This is a genomic window from Bradyrhizobium sp. NC92, assembly GCF_025200865.1.
Lineage (GTDB): Bacteria > Pseudomonadota > Alphaproteobacteria > Rhizobiales > Xanthobacteraceae > Bradyrhizobium.
The window spans coordinates 8,297,027-8,316,488 of record NZ_CP104171.1; the positions used below are offsets into that span (position 1 = coordinate 8,297,027).

Genomic DNA, 19,462 nt, shown 5'->3' on the forward strand with positions numbered 1-19,462 from the left:
AAGTCGCGAGCCCGGGATCCATAGCCACAGGATCGAATTTGGCGAAGACTCGGAGTTGACCGTCTCGCCCGACTACAGCGGCCTGTGGTTATGGATTCCGGGCTCGCGCTCCGCGCGCCCCGGAATGACGAGGACCGACATAGGAGCCCCCTCATCGCACCGCCTCCTTCGCGCCGTTTGCCCGGCCGCGGGCGACGTCCAGAAACACCTCCTCCAGCGTGGTGCGGTTGTAGCGGGCCATGATCGCCTCGGGCGTATCGTCGTCCTCGATGCGGCCGCGCTTCATGATGATGACGCGGTCGCAGAGCCGCTCGACCTCGAGCATGTTGTGCGAGGCCAGGAGAATGGTGGCGTTGTTGTCCCGGCGGTACTGCTCCAGATGCGCCCGCACCCAATCGGCGGTATCGGGGTCGAGCGAGGCGGTCGGCTCGTCGAGGAGCAGCAGCTCGGGCTGGTTGATCAGCGCCTTCGCCAGCGCAACCCGGGTCTTCTGCCCTGCGGAGAGCTTGCCGTTGGCGCGGTCGATGAAATCGCCGAGGTCGAGATCGGCGGCGAGCCTGGTAATGCGCTCAGTGAGGTTCTTCACGGCATAGAGCTTGCCGAACACGGTGAGGTTCTGCCGCACCGTGAGCCGCATCGGCATGTCGACATAGGGGCTCTCGAAATTCATCCGTCCCAGCACGGACGCGCTCTCGTCGGGCATCTCATGACCGAGCACCTGCACGCGGCCGGAGGTCGGCAACACCAGGCCCATGATCATCGCGATGGTCGTGGTCTTGCCGGCGCCATTGCCGCCGAGAAGCCCCGTGATGCTGCCGCGCGGCAGCGAAAAGGAGATGTCGTCGACGGCGCGGGTCTGCTTGTAGACCTTGACGAGATGCTCGACCGCAATTGCCGCGGACGAATTTCGATCCGCGACAGTCGGCCGACTTGAAGCCTTGCCATTCTCGGTCATGCTGGCCGTTCTTCTGCTATTGCATCGGCGAGCGCAAGGCTTGATGTAAGGGCTCCTCCGCGGGCGGTTCCGCAAGCCCAGCGTTCGTGACCTTGGAAGGCGCCGCCACATTGGCCGATATGACCGAAATTGCCGATTCCGACTTCCGCCACGCGCAGCGGCATATCCGGCTGGACACGATCCTGCGGCTGCGCTGGCTCGCGGTGCTGGGCCAGCTCGCGGCGATCTTCATCGTGGCCCAGGGGCTGGAGTTCAACGTCGAGATCATCCCCTGCGTCAGCATCATCGCGCTGTCGGCGGCGCTCAACCTCGCGCTCCAGACCGCGGCCAATCCGATGCGGCGGCTGGAGCCGCTGCAGGCGGCCGGCCTTCTCGCGCTGAACATCGTCGAGCTGGCGGGCCTGTTGTTCTTCACCGGCGGGCTGCAGAACCCGTTCTCGTTCCTGTTCCTCGCGCCCGTGCTGATCTCGGCCACGGCGCTGCCGGCCCGCTTCACCTTCGGCCTCGGCCTGCTCGCAGTGGCCTGCGCGTCGGTGCTGTTCTTCTATCATTTTCCGCTGCCGTGGGATTCCGACGATCCCCTGGTGCTGCCGCCGATCTATCTCGTCGGCGTCTGGCTCTCGATCGCGCTCGCGATCGGCGTCACCAGCCTCTACTCGTTCCAGGTGACCGAGGAGGCGCGCAAGCTCGCGGACGCGCTGGCCGCGACCGAGCTGGTGCTGACGCGCGAGCAGCACCTGACCCAGCTCGATGGCCTTGCTGCCGCGGCCGCGCACGAGCTCGGCACGCCGCTCGCGACGATCTTCCTGATCGCGCGCGAGCTGGAAAAAACCGTGAAGGACGCAAGCATCGCCGCCGACCTGAAGACCTTGCGCGAGCAGACCCAGCGCTGCCGCGACATCCTCAGCAAGATCACCCAGCTCTCCTCCACCGGCGCGCCGTTCGACCACATGAAGCTGTCGGAGCTGATCGAGGAGGTGGTGGCGCCGCACCGCGATTTCGGCGTCGAGATCAAGGTGCGGATCGCGGTGGCCGCGGCGGCCGAGCCGGTCGGCTCACGCAACCCCGCGATCCTCTACGGCATCGGCAACATCGTCGAGAACGCGGTCGATTTCGCCCGCACCACGGTCGAGGTGAATGCCTGGTGGAACAATGACCATATCGAGCTCTTGATCTCCGACGACGGACCCGGCATTCCGCCCGATATCCTCAACCGGATCGGCGAACCCTATCTGTCGCGGCGGCGCCCCCAGGACGACGGCGGCGGCGAACGGCGCGGCCTCGGCCTCGGCGTGTTCATCGCGCGCACCTTGCTGGAACGCACCGGCGCCAAGGTCTCGTTTACCAACCGGATCTTTCCGGACCATGGTGCGGTGGTGCAGATCACGTGGCCGAGACAGCGTTTTGAGGCTATCGAGACGCTCGAAGAAACAATAGGATAGCCGCGACCTTGCGTCGCACAACGGGCCGGGTCGACCATTTGCCGCCTTGGCACCGCGCGATTGCGACGCCATATGTCAATGTGCTGGAGAGAGGACACAACCTTGAACGCCATTGCCGAACTGAACGAACAGACCGACCGCTCGCTTCTCATCGTGGAAGACGACAAGCCGTTTCTGGAGCGGCTGTCGCGCGCCATGGAGACACGGGGCTTTGCCGTCACGTCATGCGACACGGTGTCGGATGGCCTTGCGCAGATCGGCAAATCGGCGCCGGCCTTCGCGGTGGTGGATCTGCGCCTCGGCGACGGCAACGGCCTCGACGTGGTCTCGGCGCTGAAGAAGAAGCGCCCGGATGCACGCGCCATCGTGCTGACCGGCTATGGCAACATCGCCACCGCGGTGACCGCGGTGAAAATGGGCGCGATCGATTATCTCTCCAAGCCGGCGGATGCCGACGACGTCGTCGCCGCGCTGCTGTCGACCAACACCGAGAAATCCGAGCTGCCGGCCAACCCGATGTCGGCCGACCGCGTCCGCTGGGAGCACATCCAGCGCATCTACGAGATGTGCAACCGCAACGTCTCGGAAACGGCGCGCCGGCTCAACATGCACCGCCGCACCTTGCAGCGGATCCTGGCCAAGCGCGCGCCGAGGTAAAGGTGTCGTAGGGTGGGCAAAGGCGCGAAGCGCCGTGCCCACCATATCTCTCCAATCATGATCGACTAGTTTGGTGGGCACGCTACGCTTTGCCCACCCTACGGCACCTTATTTTGCGGCGCCTGCTATTCCCAAAAATCCGCGTGGCCCTGCGGATCGACCAGGCGGTTGATCCGCAAGGCCGCCGCCATTGCGAACCGTACCGTCATCTGCTTGCGCGTGGCGGCCGCGAGCTTGTGCTCGGGCGCCTCGCAATGCAGGTGCGCGCCGTAGGCGTCGGCGATGATCAGGCCGGTGTCTTCGGGGAAGATCTCGCACGGCAGATCCTGCGTGAAGGCGAAGAACAGCCGGTCGCAATGGGCGCGGTATTCGTGCCATTTCTGGTCGGCGCGCAAATCCTCGACCGACGACTTGATCTCGACGATCCAGATCTCACCGCGCTCGTTCAGCGCGACGAGATCGGCACGCCGGCCGGACGGCAGCGGCAATTCGCTGATGCAGGAGAAGCCGAGCGAGCGCAGCAGACGCGCGGTGCCGCGCGCGATGGCCAGCGCCGTCTCCGACTGGCGGCGATCCGGCGGCGGCACGAGGGTGATGCGGGCGGTGTTGTCCATGGCGGGGAGAGTACCCGATTCCATCTCGCCCGTCATTCCGAGGCGCGCGCAGCGCGAGCTATGATGCGCAATTGCGCATCTGAGAATCCGTAACCACGGGGCGACGTGTGGGGCAAAGCGGGTAACTCCGAGTCTTCGCAAGGTTGCTGCCTGTGGTTATGGGTCCCGGGCTCGCGCTGCGCGCGCCCCGGGACGACAGCGAGTGTGACGTGAGAGCGCGGAACCGCGCTCGGCCTTAACACTTATCACGCAGCCGCCCACCCGGGCGGAACCACCCACCGAGCGGCTCGCGCATGATCGACGATCTCTGGTACAAGAACGGCGTGATCTATTGCCTGTCCGTCGGCTCCTATATGGACGCCAACGGCGACGGCGTCGGCGATTTCAAGGGCCTGTTGCGGCGGCTGGATTATCTGCACGGGCTCGGCATCACCACGATCTGGCTGATGCCGTTCCAGACTTCGCCGGGTCGGGACGACGGCTACGACGTCGCCGACTATTACAGCGTCGATCCTCGCTACGGCACGCTCGGCGATTTCGTCGAATTCACCCATGGCTGCAAGCAGCGCGGCATCCGCGTCATCATCGACCTCGTCGTCAATCACACCTCGGACCAGCACCGCTGGTTCAAGGAAGCGCGGCGCGATAAGGCTTCGCCCTATCGCGACTGGTACGTCTGGTCGGACAAGAAGCCTCCCGGTGCCAACAAGGGCATGGTGTTTCCCGGCGTGCAGAAATCGACCTGGACGCGCGACAAGGAATCGGGCGCGTATTACTTCCACCGCTTCTACGATTTCCAGCCGGATCTCAACACCTCGAACCCGCATGTGCAGGCCGAGATCCTGAAGATCATGGGCTTCTGGATCCAGCTCGGCGTCTCCGGCTTCCGCATGGACGCCGTGCCCTTCATCATCGCCACCAAAGGCGCGAAGGTGAAAAAGCCGGTCGAACAATACGACATGCTGCGCGCCTTCCGCGAATTCCTGCAATGGCGGCAGGGCGACGCCATCATTCTCGCCGAAGCCAACGTGCTGCCGAAGACGGACATGAAGTATTTCGGGCGCGACGGCGATCGCATGCACATGATGTTCAACTTCCACGTCAACCAGCACCTATTCTACGCGCTGGCATCCGCGGATGGCCGTCCGCTAGCGAAGGCGCTGAAAGCAACAAAACCGCGGCCGGCGACGGCGCAATGGGGCCTGTTCCTGCGCAATCACGACGAGCTCGATCTGGGGCGGCTGACCAAGACCCAGCGCGACACCGTGTTCAAAGCGTTCGGACCCGACAAGGACATGCAGCTCTACGACCGCGGCATCCGCCGGCGGCTCGCGCCGATGCTGGGCGGCGACCGCAGGCGGCTCGAGCTCGCCTACAGCCTGATGTGCACGCTGCCGGGGACGCCCGTGATCCGCTACGGCGACGAGATCGCGATGGGCGACGACCTCTCATTGCCCGAGCGCAATTGCGCGCGCACGCCGATGCAATGGTCGACCGAGCCGCATGGCGGCTTCACCAAGAGCGACAAGCCTGCATGTCCCGTCATCGACGAGGGCCCTTACGGCTTTCCGCACGTCAATGTCGCAAAACAGCGGCGCGATCCGAACTCCATGCTGAACTGGACCGAGCGCATCATCCGCATGCGGAAGGAAGTGCCTGAGGTCGGCTGGGGCGATTTCACCATCATTCCCGTGCGCGATCCCGCGGTGTTCATCATGCGCTACGATTGGCGCAACAATTCGGTGCTGTTCGTGCACAATCTCGACGAGAAGCCGCGCGAGGTCGCGTTCTCGACAGGGCTGTCAGGCGAGACCGGCGCGCACCTGATCAATCTGCTCGCGGAGGACCACAGCCACGCCGACAAGCGCGGCCAGCATCGCATCGTGCTGGAGCCTTATGGCTACCGCTGGTATCGCGTCGGCGGGCTGGATTATCTGTTGAAGCGGAGCGATATCGACGATGACGCCGTGGGCGGGAAGAAGCATCCGGGGTGAGGTCGAGACGCCGTCGCTAGCTCCGCTGTTTCAACGATCGTCATTGCGAGCGCAGCGAAGCAATCCAGAATCTTTTCAACGGAAAGACTCTGGATTGCTTCGTCGCAAGGGCTCCTCGCAATGACGGGGAGATAGCGGTGGCCACCTTCTCCGCCGTTCTCCCAGCGAAAGCGACGCCTACGTCGACGCCACCACCACGCCCTCATTGCCGCGCAGGTTCAGCACGCCTTCGATCTCCTCACCTTCGCGATCCAGGAACGTCGACAGCAGGATGCTGCTGCCGAAACGGATCGCGCTGGTGGTCACCGCGACCGGATCGGGGCCGAGATTGAGCGCCACGATCACGGCCTTGCCGGCGGCCTCCCGGCGGTAGATCAGGAGATCGCCTTGCGCGGCGATCGGATGATAATCGCCTGCGACCAGCGGGGGACAGCTCTTCCGCAAGCCGATCAGGCGCTTGTAGAGGCTGAGGATGGAGCGCGCATCGGATTCGAGATTGGCGACATTCTCGCGGATGTGGTCCTCCGGCAGCGGCAGCCACGGCCTTGCTTGTGAAAAGCCGGCGAAGTTCGTGGAATCCCATTGCATCGGCGTGCGGCAGCCGTCGCGGCCGACACCGATGCCGGGCACGTTCTTCTCGAAGGGGTCGCGCACATCCTCCGGCGCGATCGCGAGCTGGTGCATGCCGATCTCGTCGCCGTAATAAAGCGTCGGCGTGCCGCGCAGCGTCAGCAGCAGCATGGCGGCAACGCGGGCCTGCTCTGGCCCGACGCGGCTCGCGACGCGCGGGCGATCGTGGTTGCCGAGCACCCAGTTCGGCCAGGCACCGCGCGGCAGCGCCTTCTCGTAATCCTCGATGATCTTTTCGATCGAGCGGGCGCTCCAGAAGGTCGAGAGCAGCGCGAAATTGAACGGCATCTGCGCGCCGGTGAGATCGTTGCCGTAATAGGCCATGAGCCGGTGCAGCGGCAGATAAATCTCGCCGATCAGGACGCGCGCGCCATAGGAATCGGTGACACGCCGCATCTCGGCGATGACATCGTGCACCTCCGATTGGTCGGTGGAATATTGCGTCAGGATCCTCTCGTTCGGCGGGCGGCCCTCGACATAATGCGGGTTGGGCGGGTTGTCGCGGAATTCGGCGTCCTTGATCAGGTGCCAGATCACGTCGACGCGAAAGCCGTCGACACCCCGGTCCAGCCAGAACCGCATCACGTCGTAGATCGCGGCGCGGACGTCCGGATTGCGCCAGTTGAGATCCGGCTGCTGGGCGAGGAAGGCGTGGTAGTAATATTGCCCCGTGGCCTCGTCGAACGCCCAGGCGCTGCCGCCGAACTCGGACAGCCAATTGTTCGGCACGCCGCCGCCTTCTGCCGGATCGCGCCAGATGTACCAATCGCGCTTGGGATTGTCGCGCGAGGACCGGCTCTCGACGAACCAGGGGTGCTGGTCGGAGGTGTGGTTCGGCACGAGGTCGAGGATCAGCTTCAGGCCATTGTCATGGGCGGCCGCGAGCAACGCGTCGAAATCCGCCATCGTGCCGAACAGCGGCTCGATGCCGACATAGTCCGAGATGTCGTAGCCGAAATCCGCCATCGGCGAGGGAAAGATCGGCGACAGCCAGATCGCGTCGACGCCGAGCGATTTGACGTAAGGCAGCCGCTGCAGGATGCCGGCGAGATCGCCGACGCCATCGCCGTTCGAGTCCTGAAACGAGCGCGGATAGATCTGATAGAAGATGCCGTCGCGCCACCAATTCTCGTTGTCGTGAGCCATGCCGAAGACCACCCAAATCCGCCGCCTTGCGCGGGAGAACGCGACAGCAACGCCCCGGTTCAAATTGGCAGGCCAATTGGGACGGCCGTGTGACGGTTGTTCCCCGGCGCGGGCACGAATCTTTTGCTTGGCGGCCCGGCAAAAATCGGCATTGTGAGGCCATGACCGAGCAAAACGACACCCAAGAATCCCGGCAAGCCAAGGCGGGCGCGATCATCGTTCCCGTGACGCTATTCGAGCAGAACTGCACCATCATCTGGGACGAGCCTTCCAAGAAGGCCGTGGTGATCGATCCCGGCGGCGACGTGCCGAAGATTCTGGATGCGATCAAGCAAACCGGCGTCACCGTGGAGAAGATCTGGCTGACCCATGGCCATATCGATCACGTCGGCGGCGCGGCCGAGCTGCGCGATGCGCTGAAGGTGCCGATCGAGGGTCCGCATGTCGCGGACAAGTTCCTGCTCGACAACGTCGTGGCGAGCGGCGCGCGCTTCGGCATGACCGGAGGACGCGATTTCACGCCCGACCGCTGGCTCGACGAGGGCGAGCGCGTGTCGATCGGCGACCTGCACTTCGACATCCTGCATTGCCCCGGCCACTCGCCGGGCAGCGTGGTGTTCTTCAACAAGGATCTGCGCTTTGCCCATGTCGGCGACGTCCTGTTCGCCGGCTCGGTCGGGCGCACCGACCTGCCCGGCGGCAGTCACGCAACGCTGATCGACTCGATCAAGACGAAATTGCTGCCGCTCGGCGACGACGTCGGCTTCATCTGCGGCCACGGCGCCGGCTCGAGCATCGGCCAGGAGCGGATGACCAATCCGTTCATCACCGGCGAGATGTGAGGCGCTACAAACTCCGCTGTCATCCCGGACAAGCGCAAGCGCAGATCCGGGATCCATAACCACAGGGAGATGTGGTTACGGGACTCGGAGTTACCTCTTCGTGCCCAACTTTGTCCTGTGGCTATGGGCCCCGGATCTGCGCGCGCTTGAGGCGCGCTTGTCCGGGACGACGGCTGAATGTGTGTCGACCAACTACTTCATCAATCCCGCGGCCGTCAGCGCGCGGGTGATGATCTGGCCGATGTCGAAGCCGCGCGCCATTTCGCGCTGCGGCTCGGCCGGCTCTGCGGCAACCGCGGTGCGGATCGAGCGGGCGAGATGCGGCGCAGGCGAGAGCGCCGGTTTCGCGGCAGGCTTCGTAGCGGACTTCATGGCAGGCTTGGCCTCCGCCTTCTTCGTGGCGGCGTCCGGAATCCAGCCGGTGAGGCCGAAGAACTTCGCGATGTGGTAGGACGATGAGATGCCGGCCTCGATCAGGAAGGCGCCTTCGATGCCGTAGCGCTGATCGTTGTCGGCGAGCCCAAGCGGCGTGCCGTGCGCCATGTCGGTGATGGCAAAGGACTCGACCAGCGTCTCGCCGTCCTTGTCCCACCAGGCCTGGCGCGGATAGCCGTCGACATTGGTCTCCGCCATCGGCACTTCGGGCAGACCGTGCAGGTCGAGCCACTGCTTGACGATCTCGTTGGCATTGCCGGGATTGACGGTGCGGTCGGCGCTGCCGTGCCACACCGAAACCCTCGGCCAGGGCCCACGATGATCGGAGGCGCTGCGCACGAGATCGCCGAGCTCGCGCCCAGGACGCACCGGAGAATGAAACATGCCGTCGAGCGCCTCGCGCAGATTCGAGGCGATGCCGTAAGGCAGCCCGGCAATGATCGCGCCCGCGGTAAAGGCTTCCGGATAGGTCGCGAGCATCACCGACGTCATGCCGCCGCCGGCCGACAGGCCGGTGATGAAGACGCGCCTGGGATCGATGCGATGCGCCTTCACCATGTGCGCGATCATCGCGCGGATCGAACGCGGCTCGCCGCTGTCCCGCGCGGTGTCCTCCGGATTGAACCAGTTGAAGCAGGTGTTGGCGTTGTTGATGCGCTGCTGCTCGGGCATCAGCAGCGCAAAGCCGTAATGCTGCGCGAGCGTCGACCAGCCGGCGCCGAGATCGTAACCGGCCGCCGTCTGCCCGCAGCCATGCAGCACGACGACGAGCGCGCGCGGCCGCTGCAATTGCGCCGGCACGAACGCAAACATGCGCAAGGCGCCGGGATTGTCGCCGAAGCCAGTGACCTCCTGCAGCGGGCTGAATCCACCTGCACCGCGGCCGGGCTCGGCGAAGCGCAGTCCGTCCAGCCTGGGCAGACGTCTCAAGAGATCGATATTTCTGGCTAACGACACGGCAATGTCCTGGTGGGCGACGTTCAACGTCCAGCCCAACCAGATAGTTGCTGCGTTGCAAAATAAAAAGACCGTGCGCTGTCGATCTCGGTGAAATTCGCGGGAAGACCGCAGGATTCCGCAGGTATTAACAGCAATGCCTCGACTTCTTGCAGAGGCGCGGCGCATCCGCGCCGGAAATGCGGCGCGGGGTCACGATTAATGTCACAAACAGCGCGAGCGAGACGAGAAAGGCTACGCGTGCTGATTGCGGCCATTCCGGCCGCATTTCCGATCTGATCGTCGCGCCATAGCTGAAGACGATCATCCTGGGCGCCAACGCGTGCGCCTCTTCATTCGATCGCAGATCGCTTCGCCTCTCCACGAGTCCGATATCGCTTGAGCGACGCCCTCTCGACACGTCATTGCGAGCGAAGCGAAGCAATCCAGAGTCATGCCGCGGAGATACTCTGGATTGCTTCGCTGCGCTCGCAATGACGGCGTGGCACCATCGACACACTGAATTACATCCGCCCCCGCTGAGGCTCCCCTCCTCGCTTCGGCGCATGCCTGCATTCCACCACGCGGGACATCGCGTGATTGCGTTCGCGCGGTCAGGCACGTAGCCTGACACGACCAACAAACAGAAAATTCAGCCGGAGAGAACACATGGCGCGCCTGAAGTTCGGAGCCTTTCTTGCCCCGCATCACCCGATCGGGGAGCATCCGATGCTGCAGTTCCGGCGCGATCTCGACCTCGTCGAGCAGCTGGATGCGCTCGGCTATGACGAGTTCTGGTGCGGCGAGCATCATTCCTCGGGCTGGGAGATGATCGCCTCGCCCGAGATGTTCCTGGCCGCGGCCGGCGAGCGCACCAAGCGGATCAAGCTCGGCACCGGCGTGGTGTCGCTGCCCTATCACCATCCCTTCAACGTCGCCCAGCGCATGGTGCAGCTCGATCACATGACCGGCGGCCGCGCCATTTTCGGCTCCGGACCGGGCGCGCTCGCCTCCGATGCGCACACGCTCGGCATCGATCCGATGACGCAGCGCGACCGCCAGGACGAGGCGATCGGCGTGATCCGCCGCCTCTTCAACGGCGAGCGCGTCACCGCCAGGAGCGACTGGTTCACGATGAACGACGCCGCGCTGCAGATCCTGCCCTTGCAGGAGGAGATGCCGTTCGTGGTGGCCTCGCAGATCTCGCCCTCCGGCATGACGCTGGCCGGCAAATACGGCATCGGCATCATCTCGCTGGGCTCGATGACGACGCAGGGCTTGATGTCGCTGCAGCAGCAATGGCAGTTCGCCGAGGATGCCGCCAAGAAGCACGGCGCCAAGGTCGACCGCGCCGACTGGCGCGTGCTCTTGACCTGGCACATCGCGGAGACGCGTGAACAAGCCCGACGCGAGGCCGGCGCGGGCCTGATGCGCTGGCACAACGAATATAATGTCGGCACGCTGCAGCGGCCGGGCCTCACCGCGTTCTCCTCGCCCGACGAGGCCGTCGACAAGACCGCCTTCGTCGAGGGCGCGGCGTCCACCATCGGCACGCCCGACGATCTCGTCAAAACCATCAAGAACGTGATGCAGGTCTCCGGCGGCGTCGGCGCCATCATCGGCTTCGTGCACGACTGGGCCAATCCGGAAAACACACGCCGAAGCTGGGACATGGTGGCGCGCTACGTCGTGCCCGAGATCAACGGCTATATCGACGGTCTTCGCAGGTCGCAAAAATTCGTGATCGAGAACCGTGCGATCTTCGAGCGTGCGGGCCAGGCCGTGATGGCCAAGATCATGGAGAACGAGAAGGCCGCCGAGGCACTGAAGGTCACCGGCCCCGGCCGCGTCGCCATTCCCGCCGTCAACGCGCCGGATCTGCAGAAGGAAGCGGCGAAGCGATAGGGCGCCCCGCTCGTCGTCCCGGGGCGCGCGCAGCGCGAGCCCGGGACCCATAACCACAGGATGCGGATTTTCGAAGACTCGCAGCTACCAGCCTCGCACCACAACTTCTCCCTGGGGTTATGGGTCCCCGCCTTCGCGGGGACGACGGCGGTGGGTGTGACGATTTTGTGCGCAAGACGACCGCAGCTCATCGCGGCCAGACCGTGCTATGCTCGCCGAGCCAGCCAATCGGAGCAATCGTCATGTCGATGCAGAATTTGGCCGCCCCTGCGCTTCCGTTCACTCCGCCGCGGCGCAACGAGCTGACCCACATTCCCGGCGACGAAGGCTGGCCGATCATCGGCAAGACCTTTCAGGTGCTCGCCGATCCCAAGGGCCACATCGAAGCGAACGGCGCCAAGTACGGCCTGGTCTACCGCACGCATTTTTTCGGCGAGACCAATGTCGTGCTGCTCGGGCCCGAGGCAAACGAGCTCGTGCTGTTCGACCAGCAGAAGCTGTTCTCCTCGACTCATGGCTGGGACAAGGTGCTGGGGCTGTTGTTTCCGCGCGGATTGATGCTGCTCGATTTCGAGGAGCATCGCCTGCATCGCAAGGCGCTCTCGGTCGCCTTCAAATCCGGGCCGATGAAGTCCTATCTCGGAGATCTCGACCGCGGCATTTCCGCGCGCGTCGCGCAATGGAAGGCCAAGCCGGGCGAGATGCAGCTTTATCCGGCGATGAAGCAGCTCACACTCGATCTCGCCGCGGCCTCGTTCCTCGGCGCCGATATCGGGCCCGAGGTCGACGAGATCAACCGCGCCTTCATCGACATGGTGGCGGCCGCCGTCACCCCGATCCGCCGTCCCCTGCCCGGCACCCAGATGGCGCGAGGGGTGAAGGGACGCAAGCGCATCATCGCCTATTTCCGCGAGCAGATTCCGCTGCGACGCGGCAATCACGGCGGCGACGATTTGTTCTCGCAGCTCTGCCGCGCCACCCATGAGGACGGCGCGCTGCTGTCGGACCAGGACATCATCGACCATATGAGCTTCCTGATGATGGCCGCGCACGACACGCTGACCTCGTCGCTGACCTCCTTCATCGGCGAGCTCGCCGCCAATCCGGACTGGCAGGACCGGCTGCGCGCGGAGGTGCTCGCGCTCGGTCTCGTCTCCGGCGCGCCGACCAGCTTCGACGATCTGGAAAAGATGCCGCTGACCGAGATGGCGTTCAAGGAAGCGCTGCGGATCAAGCCGCCGGTGCCGTCGATGCCGCGCCGCGCGATGCGCGATTTCAGCTTCAAGGGTTTTGCGATCCCCGCCGGCACGGCGGTCGGCATCAACCCGCTTTATACGCACCACATGAAGGAGATCTGGCCGGAGCCGGACCGTTTCGATCCCCTGCGCTTCACCGAGGACGCGCAGCGCGGCCGCCACCGTTTCGCCTTCGTGCCCTTCGGCGGCGGCGCGCATATGTGCCTAGGCCTGCACTTCGCCTACATGCAGGCGAAGTGTTTCGCGCGGCATTTCCTGGAGAACATCGAGGTGTCGCTCGCACCAGGCTACAAGCCGGACTGGCAGATGTGGCCGATCCCGAAGCCGCGGGACGGGCTGCGGGTGCGAGTGAGGGCGGTTTAGCGTCACCACCGTCATTGCGAGCGAAGCGAAGCAATCCAGACTGTCTCCCCGGAAACAGTCTGGATTGCTTCGTCGCAAGGGCTCCTCGCAATGACGGAAGCCTAGTCTCGTAGGGTGGGCAAAGCGAAGCGTGCCCACCATGCCTCGCCGGATTCAAACATCGATGGTGGGCACGGCGCGCCAAGAGCGCGCCTTTGCCCACCCTACGGCACCGTCGGTGGGGCTTCTACGCCCCCTGGTCGAACGCCTTGCGCAGGGCCACATAGCCCTGCTGCTGCTGGCTCCAATTGCGGCCGCCGGTCATGGCGCCGTCGACGACGAGGTCGTGGCCGTTGATGAAGCTGGATTCGTCGCTGGCCAGGAACACTGCGGCCTGTGCGATGTCGTCGGGGAGGCCGGCCCGCGGGATCGGCTGCGCGGTCTTGTAGACCTCGCGCATCACTGCCGGCGTCTTCTCGGCGGCATCGGTCGAGAGCCCCAGCGCCTTGCCGAAGATGCCGGTCGCGATCGCACCGGGCGAGATCGCGTTGACACGGACGTTGGATTCGCCGAGCTCCATCGCCACGCATTTGGTGAGGTGGATCACCGCCGCCTTGGCCGCACTATAGACCATCGACGACGAGAAGCCGGCGAGGCGGCCAGCAATGCTGCCATTGTTGATGATGCTGCCCGCGCCCTGCTTCTTCATGTAGGGCGCGGCGTGCTTCATGCCGAGCATGACGCTGCGCACCAGCGTCGCCATGGCCGCATCGAACCGCTCGACCTCGAGGCCCTCGATGCCGCCGGTCTGTGCCGGCCCGCCGGCATTGTTGAACAGGCAATCGATCCTGCCGAACTTGTCCACCGCGAGCGCGATCAGCGCCTGCATCTGCGCTTCGACGGTGACGTCGGTCTGACGGAAGATGCAACTCTCCCCGAGTTGCTTCGCCAACGCCTCGCCTTCCGGCACGCGCCGACCCGCGATCACAATTTTGGCACCTTCGGCAACGAAGACTTCCGCAGTGCGCAATCCGATGCCGCTCGTCGCTCCCGTAATCACCGCAACCTTGCCGTCCAGCCTGCCCATGGAATGTTCCTGTTTTCGAGCGATTTGATGCCAAAAGGCGAATGCCGGCCGCCGTCGCCGCAGCGGTCACTATCCCTGCCCGCTTCCGACAAGGCAAGCTATGCTTGGACGAGCGGCATGCGTAACATCCTCGCGGGCCGCTCGACCGTCGTACGCCCATCGCAACCGGGCAGCGCATGAAGAAGCTGATCGACGAGTTCCGCAAGGGCTGGCAGGGTACGGCGCCGCCTTCGCTCGGTCTGAGCATCGGCTTTGCGGTGGTCTGCCTGTTGGGTGCAACCCTGGTCCGCTGGGGCCTCGCTCAGGTTCGTCCCGACATCTATTTCACGCCCTACTTCCCGGCCGTGTTCTTTGCTGCGGCCCTGGGCGGCTTCCGGATCGGCATCGTGACGGCGCTCGTCGGCGGCGTGCTCGGCGTCGTCCTCAATTTCGGCGATGCTTTTGCCGATCGCGCGCGGTTTGCCCTGCTGGCGCTTTACTGGGCCGTGTGCGCGATGACCATCTGGGGTGTCGAGCATTATCGCACCATGCTGGCCGAGCAGCGCCGAATTTCCAAACGCCTGATCGAGGAAGAAGATTATCGCAAGCTGCTGGTGGAGGAGCTCCAGCACCGGCTGAAGAACAAGCTGTCCACGGTGCATGCGGTGCTGCACCAGGTGCTGCACGACCAGCCGCAGGTCTGGGCCCGGGTCGATCCGCGGCTGCGCTCGCTGGCCGCAACCGACGATTTGATCTCGCGGATCGACAAGGCCGGCTGCGACATCCGTGACCTCCTGATCTCCGAGCTCGGGCCTTACGGCCATGTCCGCTTCACGCTCAACGGCGAGCGGCTGTTCCTGCCGCCGAAGCTCGCCGTCACGCTGTCATTGATGTTTCACGAGCTAGCCACCAATGCGGGCAAGTACGGCGCATTCTCCGCCCCGCGCGGTCTGTTGCAGGTGTCATGGACCATCATCGACGACCGCCTGACCGTCACCTGGGACGAAACCGAAGGACCGAGCGTAGACAAGGTGTCGGAGCCCGGCTTCGGCACCAAGCTCTTGAAATCGGCACTCTCGGCTTTCGACGGCAGGACCGAGATCTCGTATCTGAAAACCGGTCTGCATTGCATCATGCAGTGTCGAATTCCACGAAGCGAATAGAACATCGCGACATGAAAGGTGCAATCCTTCCCCCCGCTTGCGCGGTGGCGCAATCGCGTGCGGCATTTGCGCGACCTGAGCAAGCGCCTCGTCCTTCGAGACGACCGCTTCGCGGTCTCCTCAGGATGAGGCTAAGCGGCCTCGGTGTTCGTTGAAACTGGCGCAGCGCACTCCGCTCCTCATCCTGAGGAGCCCGCCGACGGCGGGCGTCTCGAAGGATGGCCGCAGGCGAAATCGCTCCCACGCGCATACCTCGCGCTGTTTTGCTGAGCGCGTTGACGCTCTGTTAATGACGATCGTCGGCGCGCGTCGGATCGTCGCAAGTTTTCTCCAAAACACCCCCGTATTTCTCCCGACCCCTTAACCAAACTTAAGAGGGAACCGCGGAAGATCGCGCCCATTGCTAAAGGCGCGCTCAAACAACAAGATTCATGACTTCTATGAACGACAATCGATATTCCGGCGCGACTGAAGCCGAGCTCGGTTTTCTCAAGGAAATCGTTAGAATGCTGCCGGCCGGCCTCACCGTGCAGGACGCGAATGGCGAACTGCTGCTGGTCAACGATGCCGCCGCCGCGCAGCTCGGCCTGGATGGCAGCCGTCCTTCACCCGATCTGACGCCGCGCCGCGAAGCCTGCCGGCAGGCGCTGAGCGCCGGCCAGCCGGTCGTGAGCGAGGAAGCGCTTCACGTCGGCGCCGCGCGAAAGGTGCTGCTCACGACCCATCGTCCGGTTCGTCTCGACGGACGCGAGCTCCTGATCTCGGCGTCCTCCGACATCACCGAGCAGAAGAATTTCGAGGACCAGCTGTTCCGCTCGGCCTATTTCGACGAGCTGACCGGGCTGCCCTCGCGGCGCGTGATCGAGCACCGCGCCAATGCCCTGCTCGCGCGCGACCGCGGCGACGAACGCTTTGCGCTGGCCTTTCTCGACGTCGACAATTTCAAGCACATCAACGACTATTACGGCCACGCCGTGGGCGACGCGCTGCTGGTCGAGCTGTCGAAGCGGCTCGGACGTGACTTGCGCGATTCCGACATGCTCTCGCGCATCTCCGGCGACGAATTCCTGCTGCTGCTGTCACCGATCCAGGGACAGGAGGAAGTCGCCGAATTCATGCAATCGACGCTGGAGCGGCTGACCGCGCCGTTCTTCATCGACCATTCGGAAGTGTTCGCCTCGACCTCGGTCGGCATCAGCCTCTATCCTGACCATGGCGGCAGCTTCGAGACGCTGCGGCAGAACGCGGACATCGCGATGTACCGCATCAAGAACAACGGCAAGGGACTGGCCGCTTTCTTCGATGCCAGCATGGAGCGCGAGGCGCAGGCGCGGATGAAGGTCGAGCAGTCGCTGCGGCTCGCGATCCTGGAAAAGCGCTTCTGCTGCGCCTTCCAGTCCAAGGTCGACATCCGCACGCAGGCGGTGAAGGGCATCGAGGCCTTGGTGCGCCTGCGTGACGACGAAGGCGTGATCCAGGCACCCGGCTCGTTCATCAATCTTGCCGGCGAGCTCGGCCTGATCGACGAGCTGACCCATCTCGTGCTCGCCGAGATCGTCAAGTCGATCGACCTGATCAACGACACGTTCGGCCCGGAAGCGACCATCAGCATCAACGTCGCCGCCAAGCAGGCCGACAATCCCGAGTTCATGCGCAGCTTTGCGCAGGCGCTGGACGACACCGGCTTTCCGCAGCGGTTCATGATCGAGGTGACCGAAGACGCCTTCGTCGCCAAGAATCACTTCCAGGCCGAGATCCTGCCGATGTTCCGCAAGCTCGGCGTCGGCATCTCGATCGACGATTTCGGCACCGGCTATTCCTCGCTCTCGGCGCTGGCCGACATCACCGCGGACGAGATCAAGATCGACCGCTCCTTCATCACCGACATCCATAAGCGTCCGCGCAGCCAGGGCATCCTGCGCGCGATCGAATCCTTGAGCGAGGCGCTCGGCATGACGGTGATCGCCGAAGGCCTCGAATCCTACGAGGAGCTGGCCTATCTGCAGGCCGCCACCAAGATCCGCTACGCGCAGGGCTATTACTTCTCGCGGCCGATCTTCCTGGAGGAGCTGAAGCTCGCAACGCCTTCCTCGAGCGAGGCGCGGGTCAGCGTGGCAAGCCGCCCGGCGCAACAGAACCGCCAGGGCTATTCACGGGCGAGCGGGTATCGGCGGTAGGGGCAGCACAACACATCCCGCTGTCGTCCCGGGGCGCGCAAAGCGCGAGCCCGGGACCCATAACCACAGAGCGCAGTTGCTGCGCGACGCTCCCACTCAGAGTCTTCGCCAAATTGCTCCCTGGGGGTATGGGTCCCGGGCTCGCTTCGCGCCCCGGGACGACAGCAATTGCTGGAGCTGGCTTAGCCACCAATTCCCCCTTTGAAATCGCTACACTTTTGGTAATACACAGGCGGACCTCCCCGAGGTATCTCATGCCTGCCGCTTCCTCCTCGATCAGCGATCCCGCCTATCTCCGTGCGCGCGCGATGGAGACGCTGTTCGAGCGGCTGGAGAAGCTCTGCGAGGGCGCGATTGCGATCGATCGCGGCGGGCGCGTCGTCTACGTCAACGAGAAATATCTTGCAGCCCTCGGCCTCAACCATCCCAGCGAGGCGGTCGGCCGGTCGATCGAGGAGGTCATCCCCAACAGCCTGATGCGGAGGGTGGCAGAGACCGGCGAGCCGATCCTGCTCGACATCATGGAGCTCGGCGGCGAGCAGCTCGTCGTCACCCGCATGCCGATCGAGGACGAGAACGGGACGGTGATCGGCGCGATCGGCTTCGTGCTCTACGATCATCTCGAAAGCCTGAAGCCCCTGCTCGCCCGCGTCGCCCAGCTCGAGAGCGATCTGCGGCTGGCGCGGCGGCAATTGTCCAACGCCCGCGCGGCGCGTTTCACCTTCGCCGATTTCGTCGGCACGACGCCGGCCATCGCGCGCGCCAAGGAGCTCGCCAGCCGCGCCGCGCGGCAGAGCGTCACGGTGCTGCTCACCGGCGAGACCGGGACGGGAAAGGAGATGCTGGCGCAGGCGATCCACAACGCCTCCTCGCGCGCCGAGAAGCCGTTCGTCAGCGTCAACGTCGCCGCCATCCCCGAGACGCTGATCGAATCGGAGTTCTTCGGCACTGCGCCGGGCGCCTATACCGGCGCCGACCGACGGGGACGCGAGGGCAAATTCCGCATTGCCGACGGCGGCACGCTGTTCCTCGACGAGATCGGCGAGATGCCGCTGCAGCTCCAAGCAAAGCTGTTGCGGGTGCTCCAGGAGCGCGAGATCGAGCCGCTCGGCTCGGACAAGATCACCAGGGTCGACGTCCGCGTCATCGCCGCGACCAATGTGGACCTGCGCAAGCGCGTCAGCGACGGCGCATTTCGCGCCGACCTCTACTACCGTCTCAACGTGCTTTCGGTCGACCTGCCGCCGCTGCGCCACTGCCTCGACGATCTCCCTGACATCTGCGCCCGGCTGCTCGACGACATCAGCGCATCGGGCGACTACGTCAAGGCGAAGATCACGCCGAGCGCGCTCGCTGCGCTCGCTCGTTACGACTGGCCGGGCAATGTCCGCGAGCTCCGCAACATCCTCGAGCGCGCACTGATCCTCAGCGATTCCGGGCGGCTGACCGGCGAGGATGTCGCCCGCATTCTCCCGATCGAGACCGAGGTCAGGCTTGCACCGCCCGAGCGCCCGGCCGGATCGGTGGTGCCCTATGCCGAAGCCGAGGCCGAGTTCGAGAAGCAGACACTCGAACAAGCGCTCGCCGCCAGCAACGGCCAGATCACCGAGGCCGCCAGGATGCTGCGGATCTCGCGTGCGACCTTCTACAAGAAGCTCGCCAAATTCGGCCTCGCCTCGGGATCGGCGCCCGTCTGAGTTTCGAGACATGGGAGTGTCCGGAGTCTCGGATTCCGGACATCGCATCCGGCCGCTGTTCGGGGGTGAATTGCAGGCAATTGCCGCAGATTTCAGCGGTTTTGCGCGGCACTGCGGGATCTGGCGCGGACCTTGCTATCCGCTTTGCCGTCTTTCCTTCGCGAGGAGCAACCTGTTCCGGGGCAGCTCTTCGCGATAAGATCAA

Annotated in this window: 15 protein-coding genes; 9 read left to right on the forward strand and 6 right to left on the reverse strand. The window is 64.6% G+C overall.

All coding sequences use genetic code 11. The annotated features are described in order from the left end of the window. Positions 1 to 151 precede the first annotated feature (151 nt). Positions 152 to 955 carry an ABC transporter ATP-binding protein gene (locus tag N2602_RS38510; RefSeq protein WP_172787918.1) on the reverse strand — a complete coding sequence of 268 codons (804 nt, stop codon included), beginning with the start codon at positions 953 to 955 and terminating at the stop codon, positions 152 to 154. 119 nt (positions 956 to 1,074) lie between these two features. On the opposite strand from N2602_RS38510, the gene N2602_RS38515 reads away from it, so the two are divergent. Next, positions 1,075 to 2,397 (forward strand): ActS/PrrB/RegB family redox-sensitive histidine kinase, encoded by a 1,323-nt coding sequence (locus N2602_RS38515; protein ID WP_260383812.1) that lies wholly within the window; start codon positions 1,075 to 1,077, stop codon positions 2,395 to 2,397. 102 nt (positions 2,398 to 2,499) lie between these two features. Beyond that, positions 2,500 to 3,054, forward strand: a complete 555-nt coding sequence (locus N2602_RS38520; RefSeq protein ID WP_271505019.1) for an ActR/PrrA/RegA family redox response regulator transcription factor — start codon at positions 2,500 to 2,502, stop codon at positions 3,052 to 3,054. A gap of 125 nt (positions 3,055 to 3,179) precedes the next feature. On the opposite strand, the gene N2602_RS38525 is transcribed toward N2602_RS38520, so the two are convergent. Beyond that, the gene (locus N2602_RS38525) at positions 3,180 to 3,668 is read right to left on the reverse strand and encodes an MmcB family DNA repair protein (RefSeq protein WP_172788010.1); all 489 of its coding nucleotides are present in this window, start codon (positions 3,666 to 3,668) and stop codon (positions 3,180 to 3,182) included. Between the two features lie 293 nt (positions 3,669 to 3,961). Here N2602_RS38525 and N2602_RS38530 point away from each other — a divergent pair, with 293 nt between their 5' ends. Then, positions 3,962 to 5,662 carry an alpha-amylase family protein gene (locus N2602_RS38530; RefSeq protein ID WP_260381336.1) on the forward strand — a complete coding sequence of 567 codons (1,701 nt, stop codon included), beginning with the start codon at positions 3,962 to 3,964 and terminating at the stop codon, positions 5,660 to 5,662. A 177-nt stretch (positions 5,663 to 5,839) separates the two neighbouring features. Here N2602_RS38530 and N2602_RS38535 read toward each other — a convergent pair whose 3' ends face one another. Continuing rightward, positions 5,840 to 7,438, reverse strand: coding sequence for an alpha-amylase family glycosyl hydrolase (locus N2602_RS38535; RefSeq protein WP_260381337.1), 1,599 nt, complete (start codon positions 7,436 to 7,438; stop codon positions 5,840 to 5,842). Positions 7,439 to 7,599: 161 nt separating this feature from the next. Here N2602_RS38535 and N2602_RS38540 point away from each other — a divergent pair, with 161 nt between their 5' ends. Beyond that, positions 7,600 to 8,280, forward strand: a complete 681-nt coding sequence (locus tag N2602_RS38540) for an MBL fold metallo-hydrolase (RefSeq protein ID WP_172787922.1) — start codon at positions 7,600 to 7,602, stop codon at positions 8,278 to 8,280. 192 nt (positions 8,281 to 8,472) lie between these two features. Here the strand turns inward: N2602_RS38540 and N2602_RS38545 are convergent, their stop codons facing one another. Further along, positions 8,473 to 9,672: a PHB depolymerase family esterase gene (locus N2602_RS38545; protein ID WP_260381338.1), complete on the reverse strand. Its 1,200-nt coding sequence runs from the start codon at positions 9,670 to 9,672 to the stop codon at positions 8,473 to 8,475. Between the two features lie 127 nt (positions 9,673 to 9,799). Next, positions 9,800 to 9,979 (reverse strand): hypothetical protein, encoded by a 180-nt coding sequence (locus N2602_RS38550; RefSeq protein ID WP_260381339.1) that lies wholly within the window; start codon positions 9,977 to 9,979, stop codon positions 9,800 to 9,802. Between the two features lie 341 nt (positions 9,980 to 10,320). On the opposite strand from N2602_RS38550, the gene N2602_RS38555 reads away from it, so the two are divergent. Both N2602_RS38555 and N2602_RS38560 read left to right on the forward strand, forming a co-directional pair. Continuing rightward, positions 10,321 to 11,556, forward strand: coding sequence for an LLM class flavin-dependent oxidoreductase (locus tag N2602_RS38555; RefSeq protein WP_260381340.1), 1,236 nt, complete (start codon positions 10,321 to 10,323; stop codon positions 11,554 to 11,556). A gap of 242 nt (positions 11,557 to 11,798) precedes the next feature. Then, a complete protein-coding gene (locus N2602_RS38560; RefSeq protein WP_172787926.1) occupies positions 11,799 to 13,175 on the forward strand; it encodes a cytochrome P450 in 1,377 nt (458 codons plus the stop codon). A gap of 226 nt (positions 13,176 to 13,401) precedes the next feature. Here N2602_RS38560 and N2602_RS38565 read toward each other — a convergent pair whose 3' ends face one another. After that, on the reverse strand, positions 13,402 to 14,241 hold the full coding sequence (locus tag N2602_RS38565) for an SDR family NAD(P)-dependent oxidoreductase (protein ID WP_172787927.1): 840 nt from the start codon (positions 14,239 to 14,241) through the stop codon (positions 13,402 to 13,404). 176 nt (positions 14,242 to 14,417) lie between these two features. Here N2602_RS38565 and N2602_RS38570 point away from each other — a divergent pair, with 176 nt between their 5' ends. The 3 genes from N2602_RS38570 to N2602_RS38580 all read left to right on the forward strand — a co-directional run bounded on the left by N2602_RS38570 (position 14,418) and on the right by N2602_RS38580 (position 19,257). Then, on the forward strand, positions 14,418 to 15,383 hold the full coding sequence (locus N2602_RS38570; protein WP_172787928.1) for a sensor histidine kinase: 966 nt from the start codon (positions 14,418 to 14,420) through the stop codon (positions 15,381 to 15,383). Positions 15,384 to 15,823: 440 nt separating this feature from the next. Then, complete coding sequence (locus tag N2602_RS38575) at positions 15,824 to 17,560, forward strand: bifunctional diguanylate cyclase/phosphodiesterase (protein ID WP_260381341.1); 1,737 nt, start codon at positions 15,824 to 15,826, stop codon at positions 17,558 to 17,560. A 254-nt stretch (positions 17,561 to 17,814) separates the two neighbouring features. Further along, positions 17,815 to 19,257: a sigma-54-dependent Fis family transcriptional regulator gene (locus N2602_RS38580; protein ID WP_260381342.1), complete on the forward strand. Its 1,443-nt coding sequence runs from the start codon at positions 17,815 to 17,817 to the stop codon at positions 19,255 to 19,257. Positions 19,258 to 19,462 lie beyond the last annotated feature (205 nt).